General features: G+C 64.0%; 16 protein-coding genes and 1 pseudogene. 5 read left to right on the forward strand and 12 right to left on the reverse strand.

What is annotated here, in order from left to right:
- The 3 genes and pseudogenes from IC66_RS0114630 to IC66_RS0114640 all read right to left on the reverse strand — a co-directional run.
- Positions 1 to 1,131, reverse strand: a pseudogene (locus tag IC66_RS0114630) (tetratricopeptide repeat protein); the annotation flags it as partial.
- Between the two features lie 181 nt (positions 1,132 to 1,312).
- A complete protein-coding gene (locus IC66_RS0114635; protein WP_063712061.1) occupies positions 1,313 to 2,215 on the reverse strand; it encodes a tetratricopeptide repeat protein in 903 nt (300 codons plus the stop codon).
- A gap of 105 nt (positions 2,216 to 2,320) precedes the next feature.
- Positions 2,321 to 2,947 carry a FecR family protein gene (locus tag IC66_RS0114640; protein ID WP_312017544.1) on the reverse strand — a complete coding sequence of 209 codons (627 nt, stop codon included), beginning with the start codon at positions 2,945 to 2,947 and terminating at the stop codon, positions 2,321 to 2,323.
- 396 nt (positions 2,948 to 3,343) lie between these two features.
- Here IC66_RS0114640 and IC66_RS0114645 point away from each other — a divergent pair, with 396 nt between their 5' ends.
- Entirely contained in the window at positions 3,344 to 7,477 is a 4,134-nt protein-coding gene (locus IC66_RS0114645) for a VCBS domain-containing protein (RefSeq protein ID WP_244429115.1), read from the forward strand.
- 22 nt (positions 7,478 to 7,499) lie between these two features.
- Here IC66_RS0114645 and IC66_RS0114650 read toward each other — a convergent pair whose 3' ends face one another.
- From IC66_RS0114650 to fliL, 5 genes are all read right to left on the reverse strand, one after another.
- A complete protein-coding gene (locus IC66_RS0114650) occupies positions 7,500 to 7,697 on the reverse strand; it encodes a hypothetical protein (protein WP_018321856.1) in 198 nt (65 codons plus the stop codon).
- A 597-nt stretch (positions 7,698 to 8,294) separates the two neighbouring features.
- Positions 8,295 to 9,059: a MotE family protein gene (locus IC66_RS0114660; RefSeq protein ID WP_028142760.1), complete on the reverse strand. Its 765-nt coding sequence runs from the start codon at positions 9,057 to 9,059 to the stop codon at positions 8,295 to 8,297.
- 10 nt (positions 9,060 to 9,069) lie between these two features.
- Entirely contained in the window at positions 9,070 to 9,516 is a 447-nt protein-coding gene (locus tag IC66_RS0114665) for a DUF6468 domain-containing protein (RefSeq protein WP_028142759.1), read from the reverse strand.
- Entirely contained in the window at positions 9,513 to 10,715 is a 1,203-nt protein-coding gene (fliM, locus tag IC66_RS0114670) for a flagellar motor switch protein FliM (RefSeq protein WP_018321852.1), read from the reverse strand. Before fliM ends, IC66_RS0114665 begins: the two co-directional genes overlap by 4 nt.
- A 30-nt stretch (positions 10,716 to 10,745) precedes the next feature.
- Positions 10,746 to 11,246, reverse strand: coding sequence for a flagellar basal body-associated protein FliL (fliL, locus tag IC66_RS0114675; RefSeq protein ID WP_028142758.1), 501 nt, complete (start codon positions 11,244 to 11,246; stop codon positions 10,746 to 10,748).
- A gap of 377 nt (positions 11,247 to 11,623) precedes the next feature.
- On the opposite strand from fliL, the gene flgF reads away from it, so the two are divergent.
- Genes flgF through flgH form a run of 4 tightly spaced genes read left to right on the forward strand, consistent with a single transcriptional unit; the run spans position 11,624 to position 15,111 of the window.
- A complete protein-coding gene (gene flgF / locus IC66_RS0114680; RefSeq protein WP_038948116.1) occupies positions 11,624 to 12,388 on the forward strand; it encodes a flagellar basal-body rod protein FlgF in 765 nt (254 codons plus the stop codon).
- A gap of 16 nt (positions 12,389 to 12,404) precedes the next feature.
- On the forward strand, positions 12,405 to 13,193 hold the full coding sequence (gene flgG, locus IC66_RS0114685; RefSeq protein WP_028142756.1) for a flagellar basal-body rod protein FlgG: 789 nt from the start codon (positions 12,405 to 12,407) through the stop codon (positions 13,191 to 13,193).
- 10 nt (positions 13,194 to 13,203) lie between these two features.
- Positions 13,204 to 14,337, forward strand: coding sequence for a flagellar basal body P-ring formation chaperone FlgA (gene flgA / locus IC66_RS0114690; RefSeq protein WP_038948117.1), 1,134 nt, complete (start codon positions 13,204 to 13,206; stop codon positions 14,335 to 14,337).
- 9 nt (positions 14,338 to 14,346) lie between these two features.
- Positions 14,347 to 15,111: a flagellar basal body L-ring protein FlgH gene (gene flgH / locus IC66_RS0114695; protein ID WP_038948118.1), complete on the forward strand. Its 765-nt coding sequence runs from the start codon at positions 14,347 to 14,349 to the stop codon at positions 15,109 to 15,111.
- A 295-nt stretch (positions 15,112 to 15,406) separates the two neighbouring features.
- Here the strand turns inward: flgH and IC66_RS0114700 are convergent, their stop codons facing one another.
- The 4 genes from IC66_RS0114700 to IC66_RS0114715 all read right to left on the reverse strand — a co-directional run.
- Positions 15,407 to 15,733, reverse strand: a complete 327-nt coding sequence (locus IC66_RS0114700) for a helix-turn-helix domain-containing transcriptional regulator (RefSeq protein WP_038948119.1) — start codon at positions 15,731 to 15,733, stop codon at positions 15,407 to 15,409.
- A gap of 163 nt (positions 15,734 to 15,896) precedes the next feature.
- Positions 15,897 to 16,061, reverse strand: a complete 165-nt coding sequence (locus IC66_RS48265; RefSeq protein WP_244429116.1) for a hypothetical protein — start codon at positions 16,059 to 16,061, stop codon at positions 15,897 to 15,899.
- 875 nt (positions 16,062 to 16,936) lie between these two features.
- Positions 16,937 to 17,716: a 2-keto-4-pentenoate hydratase gene (locus IC66_RS0114710; RefSeq protein ID WP_038948120.1), complete on the reverse strand. Its 780-nt coding sequence runs from the start codon at positions 17,714 to 17,716 to the stop codon at positions 16,937 to 16,939.
- 441 nt (positions 17,717 to 18,157) lie between these two features.
- Positions 18,158 to 18,768 (reverse strand): hypothetical protein (locus IC66_RS0114715; RefSeq protein ID WP_038948121.1); only part of this gene is annotated, 611 nt, incomplete at its 5' end.

Consider the following 18,768-nt stretch of genomic DNA (forward strand, 5'->3'; position numbering starts at 1 on the left):
GGCAGTTTCCTTGGGCGCTTCCGGGGCGTGCACAGCCTCAGTCGCGGCGGCCGGCGCCGGTTTCGGCGCTTCAGCGGGCGGCATCGCGGCGGGCGCTTCGGGCTTCACCTCGGGCTTGACCTCGATCTTGGCTTCGCGCGCGATCGTCTCGGAGGTCGGCGGCGCGATCTCGCGATGGGCGTCCTTCGGCTTCTCGGCCGCGGGCTTGTCGGGGGCCGGTCCGTGACCGACAGGCTTCATCTGCGCGATCGCCGCCTCGGGCGTCGCGGCAGTCTTGCCCTTGTCGGGCTGAAAAGAGACGTCGACGACGTAGTTCTTCTCGTCGCGGAACGAATGCACGTCGGAATCGCCGATCAGCGCGATCTCGACATTGGTCTGATCGATGTCGGCCTTCTGCTTGATCGAGGCGACGTTCGGCGGCGCCGCGACAACCGCGTCCGCCAGATCGAAATTGAGGTTGGCGTTGAAAGCGAGCGTGAGCTTCTGCTCGTTGAGCACGGAGGAGACGCCGACGCCGTCGGGCATCTCGAACACGAAGCGCACGAAGGTCGGCTGCACCGAGGCCCGCACGCGGATCTGCGGACGCTTCTTGGTCTCCGCCGCGGCGCGCTGGGCACGCAACGCGCGCTCGGCCACGCGGGCGCGCTCGGCGAGCTCCTTGACCACGTCCATCGGCAGGCTCGGCGGCGGTCCCTTCCAGCCCTCGGGCAACAGGTCGACGAAGGTGCGCTCGCCGGCATTCATGGTGTTGACGGTGACGCGCCGCGCCAGCGACAGGCGGATGGCACCGCCGTCAGGATCGCGGCGCGCGGAGTTGACGTAATCGGGCGCGCCTTCGGGAACGCGGTCGACGGGAACGTCGACCGCCCGGTCGAACCGGATGATGAGGATGGAGCCTGCGGTCGTCACCTCGGAGGGAACGTCCTCGCCGAGCTTGATGACGAGACGGGCAAAGCCGCCACCGGCCGAAAAGCTCGCCTCGCCCCTGATCGGATCGGCCGCCCGGGCAGGCGCACCGAGACCGGTCAGCAGGCAGGCCGCCAGCACGCCCGCTGTTCGGACATGACGCAACAGCCCCGACGCCAAGGCGCGGGCTCGCGTCACAAATCCAGCGGCAGCCTTTCGCGCCATTGGCGGCATTTCTTCCGGTTCGGCGGTCCATGCCGGCATTAAGGCCGGCCCATGCCGTCGACTGTAGGTCTCGCCAATTAAGGACTTGTTAATGCTATATCTTGATTTGCTTTGGAGGCAGCACGCCGTGCCGCATCGAGCGTGGGCGGATCCGCCGCGTCTGAATTTGAGACGCCGATGGTTAAGGCCTCGTTAACACCTGCAAAACGGTGCCGTCGCGGTTGACCTGTCCCTTCACGGGCACCCCATAGCGGTCAAAGGCTTGGTCGATTCCAGCGTCGATTTTTCTGGCCGCCGAGATATCGCTATGGCTACCATCTGTGTCGCCGAGCTTGAATTTGGCAATCCCTCGGCCGTAGAGCGCGCTCGCAAGCTTGGGCGCGAACCGCAGCGCTGAGTTGTAGTCATGCATCGCCGCGGAGAATTGCCCCATTTTCAGATTTATGAGAGCGCGCGAATCGTATGTTGCCGCGTTGTTTGCTCCCGATCGAAGCGCAATATCGCAGTCTTCCAGCGCAGCCTGCAAATCGCCAAGGACGGCTCGGGTCCAACAGCGTCCGCTCCGCACCGCCTCCAGCTTCGGATCAAGGCGAATTGCCTCGTCATAGTCCCGCGCTGCGCGGTCGTACGCGTTCCCTTGCAGGTGGGCCGCCGCACGGTTGGCAAAAGCGGAGCCGTAGTTCGGGTTGAGCCTGAGCGCCTCGTCGAAGGCGCCGATCGCCAGATCGCGCGCCCCCGTTCTCAGATAGGCCACGCCGAGGTTGTTGAACGCTTTCGCATAATTCGGATCAAGCCTGGTCGCTTCAACGAAATCCTTGATCGCGCGTTCGTAGTCGGCTTTAGCGCTATAGGCATTCCCCCTGTTGTTGTAGGCGACAACGAAGCCGTTCACCGCTCCCTCGCCCGCATCGATAAACGCCGTGCAGCCATCGATCCGAGCTTCGGGTGACACGCGGTCTGAGCCGTTACACAGTTCAACATTCTTTAGGGAGCTGCCCTTCTTCTGCGCCCAGCCCGACGAACTGGACAGCACAAGGACAAGAATGAGCATCACGGCCTTGATGAAACTGGCTCTTGCGATCATTTCCACACCAAGTGTCCGGCTTCGACAGCGAACGAAGCGCCAATCCTCGTCTCCCTGCCCGGCCGGCACTGCGGCATCACGGCGGCTTCGGGCCTAGCAAGTTTCTCAGCATCCCCGGCAGATGTTGAGCCTCCGATTGCTGGTTCGATCGGGCTCCGGCGCCGCCGATGTCGGCGGTTTCTTCAAGAGCTTGCTCTTGCCCTCTTCGATCAGGGTCGAAATTTTGACCGACCCATCGTCCGAAATCTCGACATGCGGCGTCGTGCCTCGGATCCCCAGCGTGGCGACGGGAGTGTCGACCTTCATGTCGCCGGTCTTCGCGACACCGCCCGCAACAAAAGTGAACGTTCCCCTGGCGAGATTGAATAGGGTCGCATTGGACTTGCCGGCCGGCTCATACACATAGTGATCCAACACCATGCGGGCATTGCTCGATAAATTGAACGAGCTGCCGTCGGTAAAATTGATGCCGACGCGGCCGTCGGCCCCGGTCTGCACCACGTCACCAAGATATACGGGATCACCCGTGTTGGCCCGGCCAGGGTCACTCGAGACATTCGCCTGAACGACCACGGCGCCCGCATGTTCGATCGTGACCGAGCCTGTGGCCACCACCACCTTCCCAATCGGTTTCGATGACGAGGCAGCGACGGCGGGCTTGGCGGAATCGATTTGCGCTCGAGCCTCACTCGGCAAGAAATTGGCAAGGGCCAAAACCAGGCCGGTCGTCAAAGCGGCTATCGCAGGTCTGCACATGATCCCCCCTTTCTGAGAAGATCTCGTCGCTATCGGCGGCCCATTTTTGAACCGCGCAGCGCTGCCAGAATAACTATAATTGTTGTTTAATTTTATTAACTAGCCTAATTTATCTCCAGCGCTACACGAGCGCCACAAATTAAATACGTATCGTTTGTCAATTTAATCACATTGGCGGGAGGGGGCACGGCGGGAATGGCGGTACGCGTCGCCCTCTCCCGCGCAATGCATCTCTCTCGATCGACTTGATTTTTTCGGCGGGCAAGCCTTCGGGGCTGCCAGCGCCCAGGAAATTTTGTCCCTTGGCGAGGGCCCCAGCAAGGTTTTGGCAGCACGCCGAGCCTGAATCGATCACCCGGGCGAGGTCTGGCCATGTTAGTTGCATCCGGCATCCAGGTTGACAGCGGGGCCGCCATGGCCCTGCCCGTCGAACTCATCGGCCATATTCATAGAGTGATCGGTTGCTGTGCGCTTACGCGAGCGAGCGGCGTCGCCACACAGGCCGTAGCTGGTGCGCCCATCTACCGGGGCGACGTGCTGGAGACCGACGCCGACGGGCAGATCACAATCTGCTTCATCGACGGTACTTTCTTCAACATCGCCTGCAGCACTCACGTCGTGCTGAGCGAGTTTGTCTTCGACGTCGAAGGCATGCCACCTGCAGCCTTGTTCGACGTGACCCGAGGGAGCTTCAGTTTCGTACCGGGCCGGCTGGCGGAAACCGGGGCGCTCCAGCTGAATACGCCCCTTGCAGGCATTCGCGCCCGGGGCCACGCGGGCGGTTTCGGGATGCTGACACTTGCAGCATTGACCTTCTCGGCCGCGCAGCATGCCGAGGCCGCGGACCCGGATGTCACATTCCTGGATGACGACTCCATTACCTACAAGGACCTTGCGCACGGCGCATTTGAGCTCGTGACCAAGGAGCGGGTCCCGCGACGCATCATCGTCGAAGATCCCGGCGAGACGATCGTCATCAAGAAGGTGGGATCCACCATCAGCGTCAATCACGTCGCGAACACGGCGGCTCGCATGGAGGAGTTGCGCGCCGCCCAACAGGATGTGCTCGCCAATCTAGGAGAACAAGGGCCCCGTGGCTCGAGCACGCCTTTCTTCGTCAAACCCCAGCCACTGCAGCCGATCAATTTCATTCAGCCGGATGCGCCCACGCTGCAGATCTTGCCGACGACGTTGCCACTCATCACTTTCGCGCTGGTGGACCCTGTACCGCCGACTCTCAGCACCGGGGCTGGGCCAATCGAGCTCGATACGGTCGTGTTTGACACATTCACGGCGACGACGGGAACCTTCAGTGCCAGTAGCACCAGCGGCGGCGGCAATCTGACCTTCGGCATCATCGGGGCCAGCGCCGGCAGTACGGTTCTGGATGGAGTGACGTACGATCTGTCGAAGACAAGTTCCTACGGGATTCTCTACGTCAACAGCACGAGCGGCGCTTATACGTTCGTGCCCGACAATGCCGCAATCAACGCGCTGAAGGCGCCTACGACCGACGGTTTCGTTATCACCGTCTCCGACGGACTCACCTCCGTCACCCAGACCTTCACGATCACCATCAACGGTGTCAATGACGCTGCAATCATCTCCGGCACCACGACCGGTTCGATCATCGAGGCTGGCGGCATCGCCAACGGAACGCCCGGCACGCCGCTTGCGACCGGCACCCTCACCGACATCGATGTCGACGATCCGCCCAATACGTTCACCGCCGTGAGTTCGCCAACCGCGAGCGCCGGTGGCTATGGCACCTTCACGATGACGGCGGCCGGCGTGTGGACCTACACCTTGGACAATGCCAACCTCGCAGTGCAGGCACTCAATGCCGGCGAGACGCTGCCCGACAGCTTTACGGTGACCTCGATCGGAGGCACCCCACAGGTGGTGACGATCACCATCCACGGGACCAGTGACGCTGCGATCATTTCCGGCGCGACGACCGGCGACGTGATCGAGGCCGGCGACGTCGCCAATGCAAACCCCGGCACACCCACCGCGACCGGCACCCTCAACGACACCGACGTCGACACGACCGCCAATGCTTTCACGGCGGTCGGATCGCCGACGGTGAGCGCCGCCGGCTATGGCACCTTCACCATGACGGCAGCGGGCGTGTGGACCTACACGCTCGACAATGCCAACGGCGCGGTGCAGGGGCTCAATACCGGCGAGACACTGACCGACACGTTCACAGTGACCACTCTGGACGGAACTGCCCAAGTGGTAACGATCACCATCCATGGCGCCAACGATGCTGCCATCGTTTCCGGCACCACGACCGCCTCGGTGACCGAGGCCGGAGGCGTTGCCAACGCGACACCCGGCAGCCCGAGCACAACGGGCACGCTCTTTGCCGCCGACGTCGACAATCCGTCCAATACCTTCACCGCGGTGAGTTCGCCCAAGGCAAGCACGAATGGTTATGGCACCTTTACGATAACCGCCGCCGGCGTGTGGACCTACACCTTGGACAACGCCAGCGGCGCGGTGCAGGCGCTCAATGTCGGCGGCACGCTCACCGACAGTTTCACCGTCAACGCCCTCGACGGTACGCCGCAGGTGGTGACGATCACCATTCAGGGCAGCAACGACGCCGCCCTCATTTCCGGCACCACGACCGGCTCAGTGACAGAGGCAGGAACTTTCTCGCCCGGCATTCCCGTCACGACCGGCACGCTCACCGATACGGACGTCGACAACGCTCCGAACACGTTCACCGCAGTCTCTTCGCCGGCTGCTAGCGACGGCGGATACGGCACCTTCACGATGACCGCAGCCGGCGTATGGACTTACACCCTCGATAACAACAACACCGTGGTTCAGGCGCTCGAGGCCGGCGAAACCCTGACGGACACCTTCTCGATAACTGCCATCGACGGTACGACGCAGACGGTGACCGTCGCCATTCATGGTGCCAGCGACGCAGACCCGAACGATTTCGATAACCTGGCCACCGGATCTGCCGTGATCTCAGATCCCCCCAACGTGTATGGAACGCCGGGGAGCGAAACGATTGCCGGTGGCGGCAACACAGGTCAGATCATCTACGCGGGGGCCAGCAGCGACACGGTCAATGGGACCGGAAAGGCCGACGTTCTCTATGGCGGCTCGGGCAATGACACGATCAAAGGCAATGATGGGGATGACACCATCTACGGCGGCTCGGGCAGCGATACCATCAACGGCAACAACGGCGCCGACACCATAACGGGCGGATTTGGTGCGGACCAGCTCACCGGCAGCAATGGGAATGACCGTTTCGCTTACTTGTTCGTAGCCGACTCCAACGCAAGCCAGTTCGACACCATCACCGACTTTGCATCGGGAGCGGACAAGATCGACTTGACCGCCATGGGCGCGCTTGGGTTCGCCATATTGGCATTGAGCTCAACCAGCACGGCCGTGCCGGCACATACGATCGCCTGGCTCTATGACAGTGCGGCGAATGAAACGATCGTGTACGTCAATTCAACGGACCAGACCCTGCACGTCGGCGATTCCAGTCTGCTCGAAATCCATTTGCAGGGCATCGCAACCATCGACGCGTCGGACTTCATCACGGCGCCGGCAGCGGCACCTGCGACGGCGGTTGCCGGCGAGCTGCTCGACCTCATCGCAACCTCGCAGGGTGACGCGACCGCCGTGATGACGATCACTTCCGAAGGCTTGTCCGAGTCCGGCAGCGGCGACGGCACGCTTCTCGCTGCGGGAAGTTCGACAATCCAATCGACCGAGGCGACCACCAGCCTCGATTCGAACTGGGACCAGATCGGACAGACCGGATATTCCAGCTTGTCCAGTTCAGACGAAGTGCAAACGCTCGCGACCGAAACGCCCCGCGGCGACGCGGCAGCTCCCTCAGCCGGCGGACTGTCTGTGATCGTGCAGCACGTGGTCCCGCTCACCGAGGCCAGCTTTGTCTTCACCAACCCGGCCGGGCTCGACGCAGCCTCATTGGCTGGCAAGAATGGCGCGATTGCCGCAAGCGGCCAGGTGCCCGACATCGCCATGCTGAATTTTGTCCACGGCGCTGCCGGACAGCACGCCGGTAGCGGGCTTGCGCTCGGAAGCGACGCTGGGAATGACGGCGTCTCGTCACCAAGAGGCGCCGCCCAGGCGGCTCATTCCCACGAAGCGGCAGACACTTCGCTCAACCCAAGCCTTCTGAAGTCATCGACCGGCGGTGCCAACCATTCGCTCTCAAGCGGGGCGGACCAGCACAACCCGTCCGGGGGAGCGTCTGGATCAAAGCCTGCCGATCCGCAGCAGCTCGGCGACTCGTTCCAGTTCCGGGATGACGCGTCGCAGGGCTCGCTGCATAGCGCGATGCTGGATCAGCTCTCGGACTTCGTCGGTCGTCACGAGCACGCTGGGGAATTCCATGGATCCGAGCCGGCATTCATGCCTGAAACATCGCCGTCCGATGTCGATCCACCTTTCTCGGCAGGTACCGTTCACGGCCATGTGTCGCACGATCTGATCGTGTGACGGCCTTAAGCCGATTGCGGCTTCAATGTTGCTTGCCGGCACCTTCCGGTGCCGAGGAGCTGTCTTCGTCGAGAGAAGATTCATCATCGTTGCCGTCGTCGCCTTCTGGCGGCTCTGCATGCTGATGGCTGAGGGCGGATGTCCACGCCGATGTCATCGCCGCTATGAGCAGCCGGTTGAGGGCCTCGATGACGCGTTCTGCTGCGGACGAGTAGTTCATGGCCTCCTCCTGCGCTGCCGATTGCGACTGGCCAAAGCGTAGGACCGGGCCTTGGGCGCCACTGTACGCCACTTCACACCTGCGCGCGTCAACTCATCGCAGTCTCAGAAGATGCCGCCAGCTTCGACTGCATCCGCCGCGGGAGCTTGATCTGCCGCCTTGAGGAGTTGCTGAGCGCGCGCACTCACAACCTTCGGAGCGTTGCGGTTCGCGCGCGACTCTGAATCAGATGTGACCTCGGCGATGCGAATCGCATTGGTTAGCTTTGGGGGTAATCAATGAGCGGAGAAGCCGGTTGCATTGTGTGTAGCAGGGCAAGAGCGGTCGTAGCGATCGTTCCGATCGCCAGAGGATATGCCCTGAAAATATATGAGTGCTCCTGTTGCCATAGCACCCTGCAGCTCGTGACTCGCGTCACGAAGGCAGCGCTAATCAAGCAGCAGGTCGATACTCTTCCTCGGCTGGAGAAGCAGGCGCCTGTTCGCAGGGTGCAACAGGTCTTCGCGAACTAGACCCGCAAGGCCTCTCGCTGGGCGCCGGTCGAACTGGCCACGCGACAACGCGCCAGGTCGCGATAGCCCTCTTCGCCTCGCGCCCTCAATTCGGCTTTTGCGTCGGCTTGCCGTCGATCTTGGGCAATTCGCCGGCCGAGGCCGACTGATCGCCGCCGCCATTGGCACGGCGGGCCATCTCGACCGTCAGCTTCTCGGCGGCCTCCGGCGACATCAGTCCCATGATGTCCGACATCTTCCGCGGCGCGATCGCCGAGGCGATCTCGATCAGCACGCCCATCTCCAGCCGGTCGAACACCCGTGCGGCGTCCTTGGGCTTCATGCCCTCGTACATGGTCACGAGGCCCTTCATGCGCTGGGCTTCGGCGGCCTTCTGCTCGGCCTGCGTCGCGGAGATGCGGGTTTCCACCGCCTTCATCTCCTCGACCTTGCCTTCGATGCGCTTCTCGGCCGACTTGAGCAGGCTCTCGCGGATGTCGATCTCGCGCTGGCGGGCCTCGATCTCCTGGCGGCGCGCCTGCAACCGCTCGAGGATCGCGCGCTCGGAGGCCGAGACCTGCGGCTGGGCCTCGTCGACCTTGACCACAGTGCCTTCCGGCTTGGTCTCCGGCGCGGCCGGCTTGGGCGCCTCCTTCGGCGCGCCATGGGTCGAGCCGGTGATGATCTCCGGCTCCTCGCGGCCGGTCGGGAAGTTCAGATTCTCCTGCGCCCAGGATTTCCTGGTCTGGTTCGGCTTGTAGTCGAACACATAGCCGCCATTGATCACGAGACCCGCCACCTTCAGCGTGGCGAGGCCTGCGACGGCAACCAGGACGACCGGGATGACGCGGATGTTACGAAAGGACTTCATACCCCTGACTTCATGCGGCAAGGCCGTTGGATCGTCGGCGCTCGGAGAAGGCTTCGGCCGCAGCCGCCACCGCCTTCGCCGTCGATGGCTTGGCTGCGGGCGCGACGACCGTTTCCGGACCGGTCATGGGGCGCGCGGCGATCGCGATCTTGGACAGCCGGCGCACCACGTTGTCGGCCTCGCCGAGCTGCTTGTAGAGCTGGTCCGACATCTGCGTCGCCGCGGCGAGCTGGCTGCCGAGGTTCTCGTTGACGTCGCGCACCGCCAGCTTCAGCCCGCCGATCGCGCGCTCGGCGATCTCGGTCGCGGTGATCAGCTCGCCGATCACCGCCTTCAGCGAATGCTCGTCCGCCTTCAGCCGCGTCAGCCGCTTGTTGAGCATGACGCAATAAACGATCGTCAGCATCAGCAGGATAGCCACCAGCGTCTCGATCGCCATTCCCAGGGAGTGGTTCATGGGGCCTCCATCATCTTGTTCTGCTCGTCCACCTTCTCGAACATCGCAAGTGTCGTACTTGGCTTGCGCAAGGGTTTCGTCACGCGAATCGCGACGCGGTCGCCGACCCGGCCCATCCGCCCCTCGGTCAGCGTGACGTCGCCGCAGCGCACGGTGACGTTGGCGTCGGCGCGCATGTCCAGCGGCAGGGTGTCGCCGACCTTGAGCCGCATCAGCTGCTTGAGCGGGATGTCGGCCTCGTAGAGCACGGCATCGACGGCGATCTCGGCCTGCACGATCTCGGTGGCGAAATGGCCTTCCCAGACCGGGTCGCGGCCGAACTTTTCGCCCATGAACATCTGGAGCAGGACGCCCCGGATCGGCTCGATGGTCGCATAAGGCAGCAGCAGCTCGATGTTGCCGCCGCGGTCTTCCATGTCGATGCGCAGGCGCACCAGGATCGCGGCATTGGCGGGACGGCTGATCGCGGCGAAACGCGGGTTGGTCTCGAGCCGGTCGATCGTGAAGGTCACCGGCGACAGCGGCCGGAACGCCTGCTCGGCGTCGGCGAGCACCACCTCGACCAGCCGCTTGACCAGCTCGGTCTCGATCGTGGTGTAGGGTCGGCCCTCGATGCGGAGCTGGCTGGTGCCGCGGCGGCCACCGAGCAGCACGTCGATCATCGAATAGATCAGGTTGGAATCGACCGTCGCCATGCCGAAGTTTTCCCATTCCTCGGCCTTGAAGACGGTGAGGACGGCGGGCAGCGGGATCGAGTTCATGTAGTCGCCGAAACGCACCGAGGTGATGCGGTCGAGCGAGACTTCGACGTTGTCGGAGGTGAAATTGCGCAGGGACGTCGTCATCAGCCGCACCAGGCGGTCGAAGACGATTTCGAGCATCGGCAGACGCTCGTAGGAGACCATCGCCGAATCGATGATCGCGCGAATGCCGGAATGGTCGTCGAGAGTGACGTCGCCGACGGTGAAGCCGAGGAGATTGTCGATCTCCTCCTGCGACAGCACCCGCTCGCCGGAATTCTTGCCGCTGCCGAGATCGCGGCTGCCGTCCTCGACCATGGCGGCCCATTGCAGGGCCATGGTCTCCGACAGCTCGTTCTCGGCCGCAGCCTTCGCGGCCTCGGCGGGATCCTCCGAATCGAGCGATGCCTCCCATTGGGCGGCAATCGCATCCTGGTCCATTTGCTCGTTGCCGGCCATGACGCTAGCCCATCACCTTCCGCAGCGTCCTCACTGGATCACGACTTCCTTGAACAGCACCGCGCTGACCTGGACCGGAGCGACCGCCGCGTTGACGCGCTTGGTCAGCTCCTCCTTGAGGCGGAAGATGCCGGCGGAACCGTTGAGGTCGGAGGGGCGCAGCTCGCGCACATAGGTCTGGAAGATGTCGGTGACGCGCGGCATCGTCGGCTTGATCGCCTCGATCTGCTTCTCTTCCTTCAGCTCCAGCACGATCTTCAGCCGCAGATATTGCACGCGCTCGCCGGGCGCACCGGCGAGGTTGACCATGATGTCGGGAACGTCGACGAAGGACGGCGGCTTCGGCGGAGGCGCGGCCTCGGCATGATGCTCGTCGTCGCCGTGCCGGAAGAAGAAGAACCAGGTCGCAGCACCGCCGCCGAGAACGGCGAGCAGGCCGACGGCCATGATGATGAGCTTCAGCTTGTTCTTCGGCGGAGCGGCTTCCGCGCCCTCAGTGGCTGCGCCGCCTTCCGCTTCATTCTCTGCCATGGTCGCCGCGCCCGGATCTCTCAAAGGGGTCGAAAGAGCGAAGCCTTAAGACAAGGACGCGATACAAATGCCCCGGCGCAATGCGCTCCTCTTCATGGCAAACGCTACGGTAATAATGGTTAACGGAATCTTTCGATTGGGCCTCCACTAGGAAAAATCTGCCGGGCAGACATGGCTAACAGAACCTTTCTGCCGCCCTCCAGCGCCCCTTCAAAATCAGCAAACCACTGAAATTACGAAGTTTTCCAGGTTGGCACGGCTTTCGCTGAGAAAGGACCGAGACCCGACGGTTTGGGAGAACCCGACGGTCTCGTTCACGGGGTCCGCCAAGGCGCTTGGGAGAGCGAAATGGCAGATCCGCTCAGGGGAGATTTCCGATGCAGAACGCGCTTCTGATCGGCTTGTCACGGCAGATGACGTTGGAACGGCAGATGGATGTCATCGCCAACAACGTCGCCAATGCCAACACCAACGGCTTCAAGGCCGACCATTCGCTGTTCGAGGAGTACCTCAACTCGAACGCGCGTGAGGACAATTTCATCGGCGCGGACCGCCGGGTCTCCTATGTGCAGGACCGCGGCACCTACCGCGACATCGGCCAGGGCCCGATGGAGCCGACCAACAACCCGCTCGACATGGCGATCGACGGCAACGCCTATTTCGCGGTGCAGGCCAATGGCGGCGAGTTGTTCACCCGCGACGGCAAGTTCTCGCTCAACAGCACCGGCCAGCTCGTCACCCCCGACGGCAATCTGGTGCTCGGCACCGGCGGCCCGATCACCTTCCAGCCGACCGATCACGACATCAACGTCGCGCCCGACGGCACCATCACGGTGCTCGAGGGCACTGCCAAGACCGACTCGATCCGCGGCAAGATCCGCATGGCCTCGTTCGACGATCCGACCAAGCTGACCAAGCTCGGCGCCAATCTCTATGCCGCCGGCTCCGCCACCCTGCAGCCCGATGCCAAATCCAGCAGCGTGCGCCAGGGCTATGTCGAGAAGTCGAACGTGAATTCGGTCGGCGAGATGACCCGCATGGTCGAAGTCATGCGCAGCTACACCGCCATCGCCAATCTGCTCCAGCAGCAGAGCGACCTCCACAAATCGGCGATCGAGAAGCTCGCCGACGTTCCGGCCTGATTGAGGGAGAACTGACATGCAGGCGCTTCACACCGCAGCGACCGGAATGGCGGCACAGGAACTCAACGTTCAGGTGATCTCCAACAACATCGCCAACCTGCGCACCACCGGCTTCAAGAAGCAGACCGCGGCGTTCCAGGACCTGATCTACGAGCACGTCCGCCGCGTCGGCGCGCAGGCCTCGGACCAGGGCACCATCCTGCCCGTCGGCGTCGACATCGGCGGCGGCGTCAAGACCGTCGGCACGCCGCGCAGCATGACGCAGGGCACGCTGTCGCAGACCGGCAACGATCTCGACCTCGCGATGTCCGGCGAAGGCTTCTTCAAGATCCTGATGCCCGACGGCACCTACCAGTACACCCGCGACGGCACCTTCCAGATGGACAATCAGGGCCGCGTCGTCACCGCCCAGGGCAACCCGGTGCAGCCGAGCATCACGATCCCGCAAAACGCGTCCGGCATCAGCGTGAGCGAACAGGGCCAGGTCTCGGTGACGCTGCCGGGCTCGTCGACCTCTTCGATCGTCGGCCAGATCGGCGTGACCCGCTTCATCAACAAGGCGGGCCTGCAGCCGGTCGGCAGCAACCAGTTCACCGAGACCCCGTCGTCCGGCCCGCCGCAGGACGGCACCGCGAACTCCGAGGGCTACGGCAAGATCACCCAGGGCAGCCTCGAGCAGGCCAATGTCGACGTCGTCTCGGAGATGAGCGACCTGATCGCCGCCCAGCGCGCCTACGAGATGAACGCCAAGGTGATCAGCGCCGCCGATCAGATGATGCAATCGACCACAGCGCTGTTCCGCTGAGGCAATGACGATGATCCGCGCCACCCTCGCCACCATCTCCGCCCTGCTCGCGCTGGCCCTGCCGGCAGCGGCCGCGGACGACTTCATCGCCTTGCCGACGCTGCGCGCGAGCGTCACCGTGACCTCGGACGTGGTGCGGATCGGCGATCTCATCGACAATGCCGGATCGGCCGCGCTGATCCCCGTCTACCGCTCGCCCGATCTCGGCACCACCGGCACGCTGACGGTCGCGCAGGTGCTGTCGGTGCTGCGCGCAAAGCAGGTGATCGGGGTGATGACCGGCGACCTCAAGGAGGTCCAGGTCACCCGCCTTGCCCGCACGCTGGCGAACAAGGATCTCGAAACCGCCGTCGCCTCTGCGCTCGAGCGCCGCTTCGGCCTCGGGGACGCCGCCAACATCACCGTCACCTTCGACCGCGGCGTCGCCGAGATGCGGCTGGATGCCTCCAACTCCGGCGCGCTCCAGCCGGTCGCAACCCGCTACGACGCCCGCAGCGGCCGGTTCGACATCGCCTTCGAGATCGCCAACGACAGCAATCCGACCGCGACCAAGCTGCGCTTCACCGGGACCGCGATCGAGACGGTGGAAGTGGCCGTGCTGACGCGCGACATCGATCGTGCCGATACGCTGAAGTCCTCCGACGTCGCGCTGGAGCGCCGGCCGAAGGCCGAGGTCACCGGCGAGCCGGCCTCGCGCGAGCGCAGCGTCGGCATGCAGCTGCGCCGCGCGATGCGGGCGGGCACGCCGCTTCGGGCCGCCGACATCGTCAAGCCTGATTTCGTGGTGCGCGACCAGGCCGTGACCGTCATCTTCCAGGCGCCCGGCCTCTATCTCACCACGCGCGGCAAGGCGGTCGAGAGCGGCGCCGAGGGCGACACCGTCAGCGTGCTCAATCTGCAATCCAAGCGCACGCTGACCGGGGTGGTCACCGGCCGCGGCCAGGTGACGATCCAGGGCGCGAGCCAGTCCGTGCCGATGGCGCCCGCGGTCGAGCAGACCTCCTCGCTCAAGCGTGATGAGGCGCCCGCCCCCGTCGACACCGCAGCCCTCCTCCGGAACCTGGTGCAGGCCCCCGCCTCGCCGGCCCAGATCGCACAAGCCCAGATCCCGCAAGCTCGCGTCTCGCAAGCTCAAGCCAAGTAAGAGTTCGTCATGTCCGCTTTCAGTTCGGCTTACCGTCTTCGTCGCATCGCGATCTCTGCCCTGCTGCTGGCCTCTTGCGCGCTGGGCGGCTGCTCCTCGATCGACCGCCTGTCGCAGATCGGCGAGCAACCGAAGCTGTCGGCGATCGACAATCCGACGACGCAGCCCGGCTACAAGCCGGTGCAGATGCCGATGCCGAAACCGGAAGTCGCCTCCTACAATCCGAACTCGCTGTGGCGCAACGGCAGCCGCGCGTTCTTCAAGGACCAGCGCGCCCGCCAGGTCGGCGACCTCCTCACCGTGGCCGTCAACATCACCGACAAGGCCAACATCGCCAACGAGACCCAGCGCAGCCGCACCAATTCGGAAGACTCAGGCATCACCGACTTCATCGGCGCGAAGACGCTCGGCGCGCAGGCCCAGAAGGTGCTGCCCGGCCGCATCCTCACCGCCGACTCCACCGCGTCCAGCGACGGCAAGGGCTCGGTCAACCGCACGGAAGCCTTGCAGACCAACGTCGCCGCGGTCGTCACCCAGGTGCTGCCGAACGGCAACCTCGTGGTTGAGGGCAAGCAGGAGATCCGCGTCAACTTCGAGATCCGCGAGCTCGTGGTCGCGGGCATCGTCCGCCCCGAAGACATCCAGAGCGACAACACCATCGATTCCACCAAGATCGCCCAGGCCCGCATCGCCTATGGCGGCCGCGGCCAGATCATGGACGTGCAACAGCCGCGCTACGGCCAGCAGGTGATGGACGTTCTGCTGCCCTTCTAATCCTCTTCAAGAGCTCCCACATCGTGTTCGCGAACCTAGGCGCGAACGACGATGTACTACGCGGCCTCCGGTAGCTCCCCTGCCGGAGGCCGCATGTATTTTGGGGATGGAAGCAGCTGCGCGTCGGATGGTCCCATAAGAGCGATGTCCCATCCACGTCATTGCGAGGAGCCCTTCGCGACGAAGCAATCCAGACTGCCTCCGTGGAAAGACTCTGGATTGCTTCCGCCTTCGCTCAGGCTTCGGCGGACAAGTCGCTGCGCTCGCAACAATGGCGGTGAACGCTAGCGTCACCTCACGCCGCATCGGCGACGGCGCGTATTTCCAGATGGACGCCGGTCTCCTTCTGGAGCGCATGGATCACCGCCATCAGGTTCTCGGCCGTCGGATTGCCCCGCGGCCCGAACATCCGCATCAGGCTCTTCGACGGACGGTCAAGCACCTCACCGAGCCGCTCGAAACCGATCGTGGCATTGATGTAGGTCCGCAGCGCGGTGCGGCCATAGTCGACGTCCCCCTGCAACAGGCCCTGCATCGCCTCCAGGAACAGCGCCTCACGAAAGGCGGGATCGCGCTCGGCCATCGCGCGGACGGTGTCACGAAAACTCCGGGTCAATGGCATCACCTATTCCCCTGTCCTGCTCTTGACTTGTAATCCCGCCATCGTCGCAGCGCCGCATCGATGTCGTTTTGCTGTCTCTGCTTGGTGCCGCCTCCCAACAGAATGACCAGCAAATTGCCATTCCAGCCGAAATACACCCGATAGCCAGGGCCGCGATTGATCTTCAGCTCGGCGGCCCCTCCCCAATGGACTTGGGGTTCGATGTGTTGCCGTCGGCCAACCGCTCGATCGCGACCGCAATCATCACACGTGCCTGCGGATCAAGTCGTTCGAGCCAATCGCGGAACGGGCTACGATCGTTGACGATATATTCTTCGATCCTGATCATTTGGTACCACACACGTTACCAATTTTCAATTTCAGAATTTTCGGATTTTAGAAATTCTTGTTGACGCAATCCGATCACCTCATTATGTTCCCGTTTCGTTCCATTCCACAAGAGGGCGTATCGCGATCGTCACGAAGCGCGGGATGGAATGCGGTGGCCGCGACGGCGTCGGCGCGAATGGTGGCTGCAGGGCGGGAAACCGTGAACAGCGGCAGGCGCGGTACGACACGGCGCTGACAGCGTCTTCGAATGGTCTTGACGGTGAGCGCACGCCAGCCGTGGAGAACCCGGCGAAGATGTGCGCGGACGGAGAAGTCGTGTGGTCCTGACGCCCGGGGTCTGTGCGTCAAGCCTTGCGGTGATGTGGCGGCCAACCGGTGCGCGCATCGATCATCCCGCAAGGCGACGGGGGCAATAGTGCATCGCTCCCCGAGGAGAGCACGAAGGACACCGTTCAAACCATCGCGCAGGGAAGGCCGGGATGTCCCGGCGTCACCTGTGATCCACCCGTGCGCGTTTGATCCGCACACGGGATTGCGGGTGCCAGCCGGCGCCCGGCCTTCCCTGCGCCTTCTTGATCTTCAGGAGGGCAAGCCGACAACAAAGCTCGGGCCGAAGATGCCGCGAGGATGCGGAGGCGTGTCCGCGATTGCGATCTTAATGGAAAAGCCGAGATTGCTGCCGGACACTCATCCCTCGCCTGTCCGGACAAGACGCAGCGCGTCAGCGATGCGGCGCAGAGCCGGGACCCAGATAGCCGCGCAACACGCTGCTGCATGGGCCCCGGCTCTGCAGCGCACCGCTCCCTGGACTATGCTTCGCATCGCCAGGGCTGCGCTGCGCTGCGTCCGGGGCACGGAGATCGCAACGCACCCTCAGGTAAACTTCACCTCTACCGCCCCCAGCCCGTCCAGTTCCATCCGCACCTTGTCGCCGGCCTTCAGCCACAGCGTCTTGACCAAGCTACCGGTGAGCACGAGCTGTCCCGCGTGTAGACCCTTGCCTTCGGCGGCGAGATGGTTGGCGAGCCAGGCGAGCGCGTTGTGGGGATGACCGAGCACGTCGGCGCCAGTGCCGTGGCTGACCTCCTCGCCGTTGAGGATGGCGCGACCCTTGACCGCCTTCAGGTCCGGCACCGACGAGCGCGGAACCGCCGGGGCGAGCACGCAGCCGGCGGCGAAGAAATCGTCGGCGATCAGCGTCGGGGCGCCCATCGCCTCCCACTTCACGTAGCGGTCGTCGACGATCTCGATGGCGGGATGATAGGCCTCGACCGCCTCGCCGACCCATTCGGCCGTGAACGGCGCCTCGCCGGCGGCAAGGTCGCGCTTCAGCCGCACCGCGATCTCGCATTCGACCCCGACCCGGACATAGTTGGAGGCGGCGAGCTTGGCGCCGGTGTCGTGCACGCCCTTCTGGAACACGCCCCCGCCGCAGGGATGCGGGATGCCGATATAGTCCTGCATCACCTGGCTGGTGCAGCCGATCTTGTAGCCGACGAGCGGCCCGAGATGCGGCAGCAGCAGATCGTGCAGCGCGCGCTGGACCTGGTAGCCCTCGGCCTCATCCATGGGGGGACGTTCCAGCGCCGCGAGCGGCGCATGGTTGCGGCGCGCCAGCGCGATCGCCTTTGCGGCTTCGAGAATCTTATCCATCGGCGCCGCCTCCCACGCTACGCAACATTGCCGCTCAGTTCAGCATCCCCGTCCCCGCCTGACAAGCGCTGGTCGGCGCTCAGCCGGGCCGAATACGGGGGGCTCCCGCCGCTTAAGGAAATATTGAGTTGGTCCGGTCTTTATGGAGCCACGCGCCAGGCCCACCCGGCCCGCGCGGAACGAGACCCTGATTGCAGCGATGCGTGAAGCCGCTGCGCCGTCGTCTCAAGATGCCGGTCGATCTCCTTGATGCGACTCGCAAAACTTCCCGCACCTGAAGTGAAGGCTTTTTCTCATGCGAACTCACGTGAGCATGCAGGATTCGACTCTAGCCCATTGATCGCGATTCACTTTTCGCGATCGCGGCAATTGGCATCGGACGACAGCGGCGTTGTGGCGGAGGAATCCGCCACAACGCCGCGTGCAATGACAACGCTTCCGTCAAATGCGTCCAAGCGCGAGGCGAATGGCGACCTCGACCGGCGAGTAGTCGCCCTCGCTCCGCTCCAGCCGGTACGGCTCGGCGAGATGCAGCGGTGGTTGCGCCAGGAAGCGCGGTCGCGTTCCCCGATGCTTCTGCGCGGCATGAACCAGGAAGGGATGACAGAGATAGACCGTGCCGGCCGCACCGGTCGCGAGCGCCACCGGACAATCGGCCCCCATCTGCTCCAGCAGCATGTGCGCCCGGCCCGCATCGCCGGCTGGCGCCAGGTAGCGCGCCATCGGCAGATGCGAGGCGACCCGGATCCGCGTCGGCGCATCGTCGTCACCGACATCGGAGAACAGGAACAGCAGCAGCAGCGCTCGCCCCCGCGAGGTGATGTTGACGCGCCAGGCCGAGAAATCCTGCGTCTCGTTCGGGTTGCTGGCCTCGCCGGGAAAGCTGAGATCGACATGCCAGCCGTCGTCGCCCGGATCGTCCGGATGCGGAAACCGCACCGGAAAGGTGCCGATATCGCGTCGCGGCCGCCATCGCCCCTGCCCGACGATCTGGTCGAAGGCGGCATGGAGCACTCCGGTGTTGATGGCATCCCGGAACGGCGGGGCGCCCT

This window comes from Bradyrhizobium genomosp. III, assembly GCF_000261705.1.
GTDB lineage: Bacteria > Pseudomonadota > Alphaproteobacteria > Rhizobiales > Xanthobacteraceae > Bradyrhizobium > Bradyrhizobium ottawaense.

Bases quoted from the DNA above. Each gene is read 5' to 3' on its own strand.
- flgH (WP_038948118.1), top strand. From the start codon at position 14,347: ATGTCCGCTTTCAGTTCGGCTTACCGTCTTCGTCGCATCGCGATCTCT.
- IC66_RS0114645 (WP_244429115.1), top strand. From the start codon at position 3,344: ATGTTAGTTGCATCCGGCATCCAGGTTGACAGCGGGGCCGCCATGGCC.
- flgF (WP_038948116.1), top strand. From the start codon at position 11,624: ATGCAGAACGCGCTTCTGATCGGCTTGTCACGGCAGATGACGTTGGAA.
- flgA (WP_038948117.1), top strand. From the start codon at position 13,204: ATGATCCGCGCCACCCTCGCCACCATCTCCGCCCTGCTCGCGCTGGCC.
- IC66_RS0114710 (WP_038948120.1), bottom strand. From the start codon at position 17,716: ATGGATAAGATTCTCGAAGCCGCAAAGGCGATCGCGCTGGCGCGCCGC.
- IC66_RS0114700 (WP_038948119.1), bottom strand. From the start codon at position 15,733: ATGCCATTGACCCGGAGTTTTCGTGACACCGTCCGCGCGATGGCCGAG.
- IC66_RS0114650 (WP_018321856.1), bottom strand. From the start codon at position 7,697: ATGAACTACTCGTCCGCAGCAGAACGCGTCATCGAGGCCCTCAACCGG.
- IC66_RS0114635 (WP_063712061.1), bottom strand. From the start codon at position 2,215: ATGATCGCAAGAGCCAGTTTCATCAAGGCCGTGATGCTCATTCTTGTC.
- fliL (WP_028142758.1), bottom strand. From the start codon at position 11,246: ATGGCAGAGAATGAAGCGGAAGGCGGCGCAGCCACTGAGGGCGCGGAA.
- IC66_RS0114660 (WP_028142760.1), bottom strand. From the start codon at position 9,059: ATGAAGTCCTTTCGTAACATCCGCGTCATCCCGGTCGTCCTGGTTGCC.
- flgG (WP_028142756.1), top strand. From the start codon at position 12,405: ATGCAGGCGCTTCACACCGCAGCGACCGGAATGGCGGCACAGGAACTC.
- fliM (WP_018321852.1), bottom strand. From the start codon at position 10,715: ATGGCCGGCAACGAGCAAATGGACCAGGATGCGATTGCCGCCCAATGG.
- IC66_RS48265 (WP_244429116.1), bottom strand. From the start codon at position 16,061: ATGATCAGGATCGAAGAATATATCGTCAACGATCGTAGCCCGTTCCGC.
- IC66_RS0114665 (WP_028142759.1), bottom strand. From the start codon at position 9,516: ATGAACCACTCCCTGGGAATGGCGATCGAGACGCTGGTGGCTATCCTG.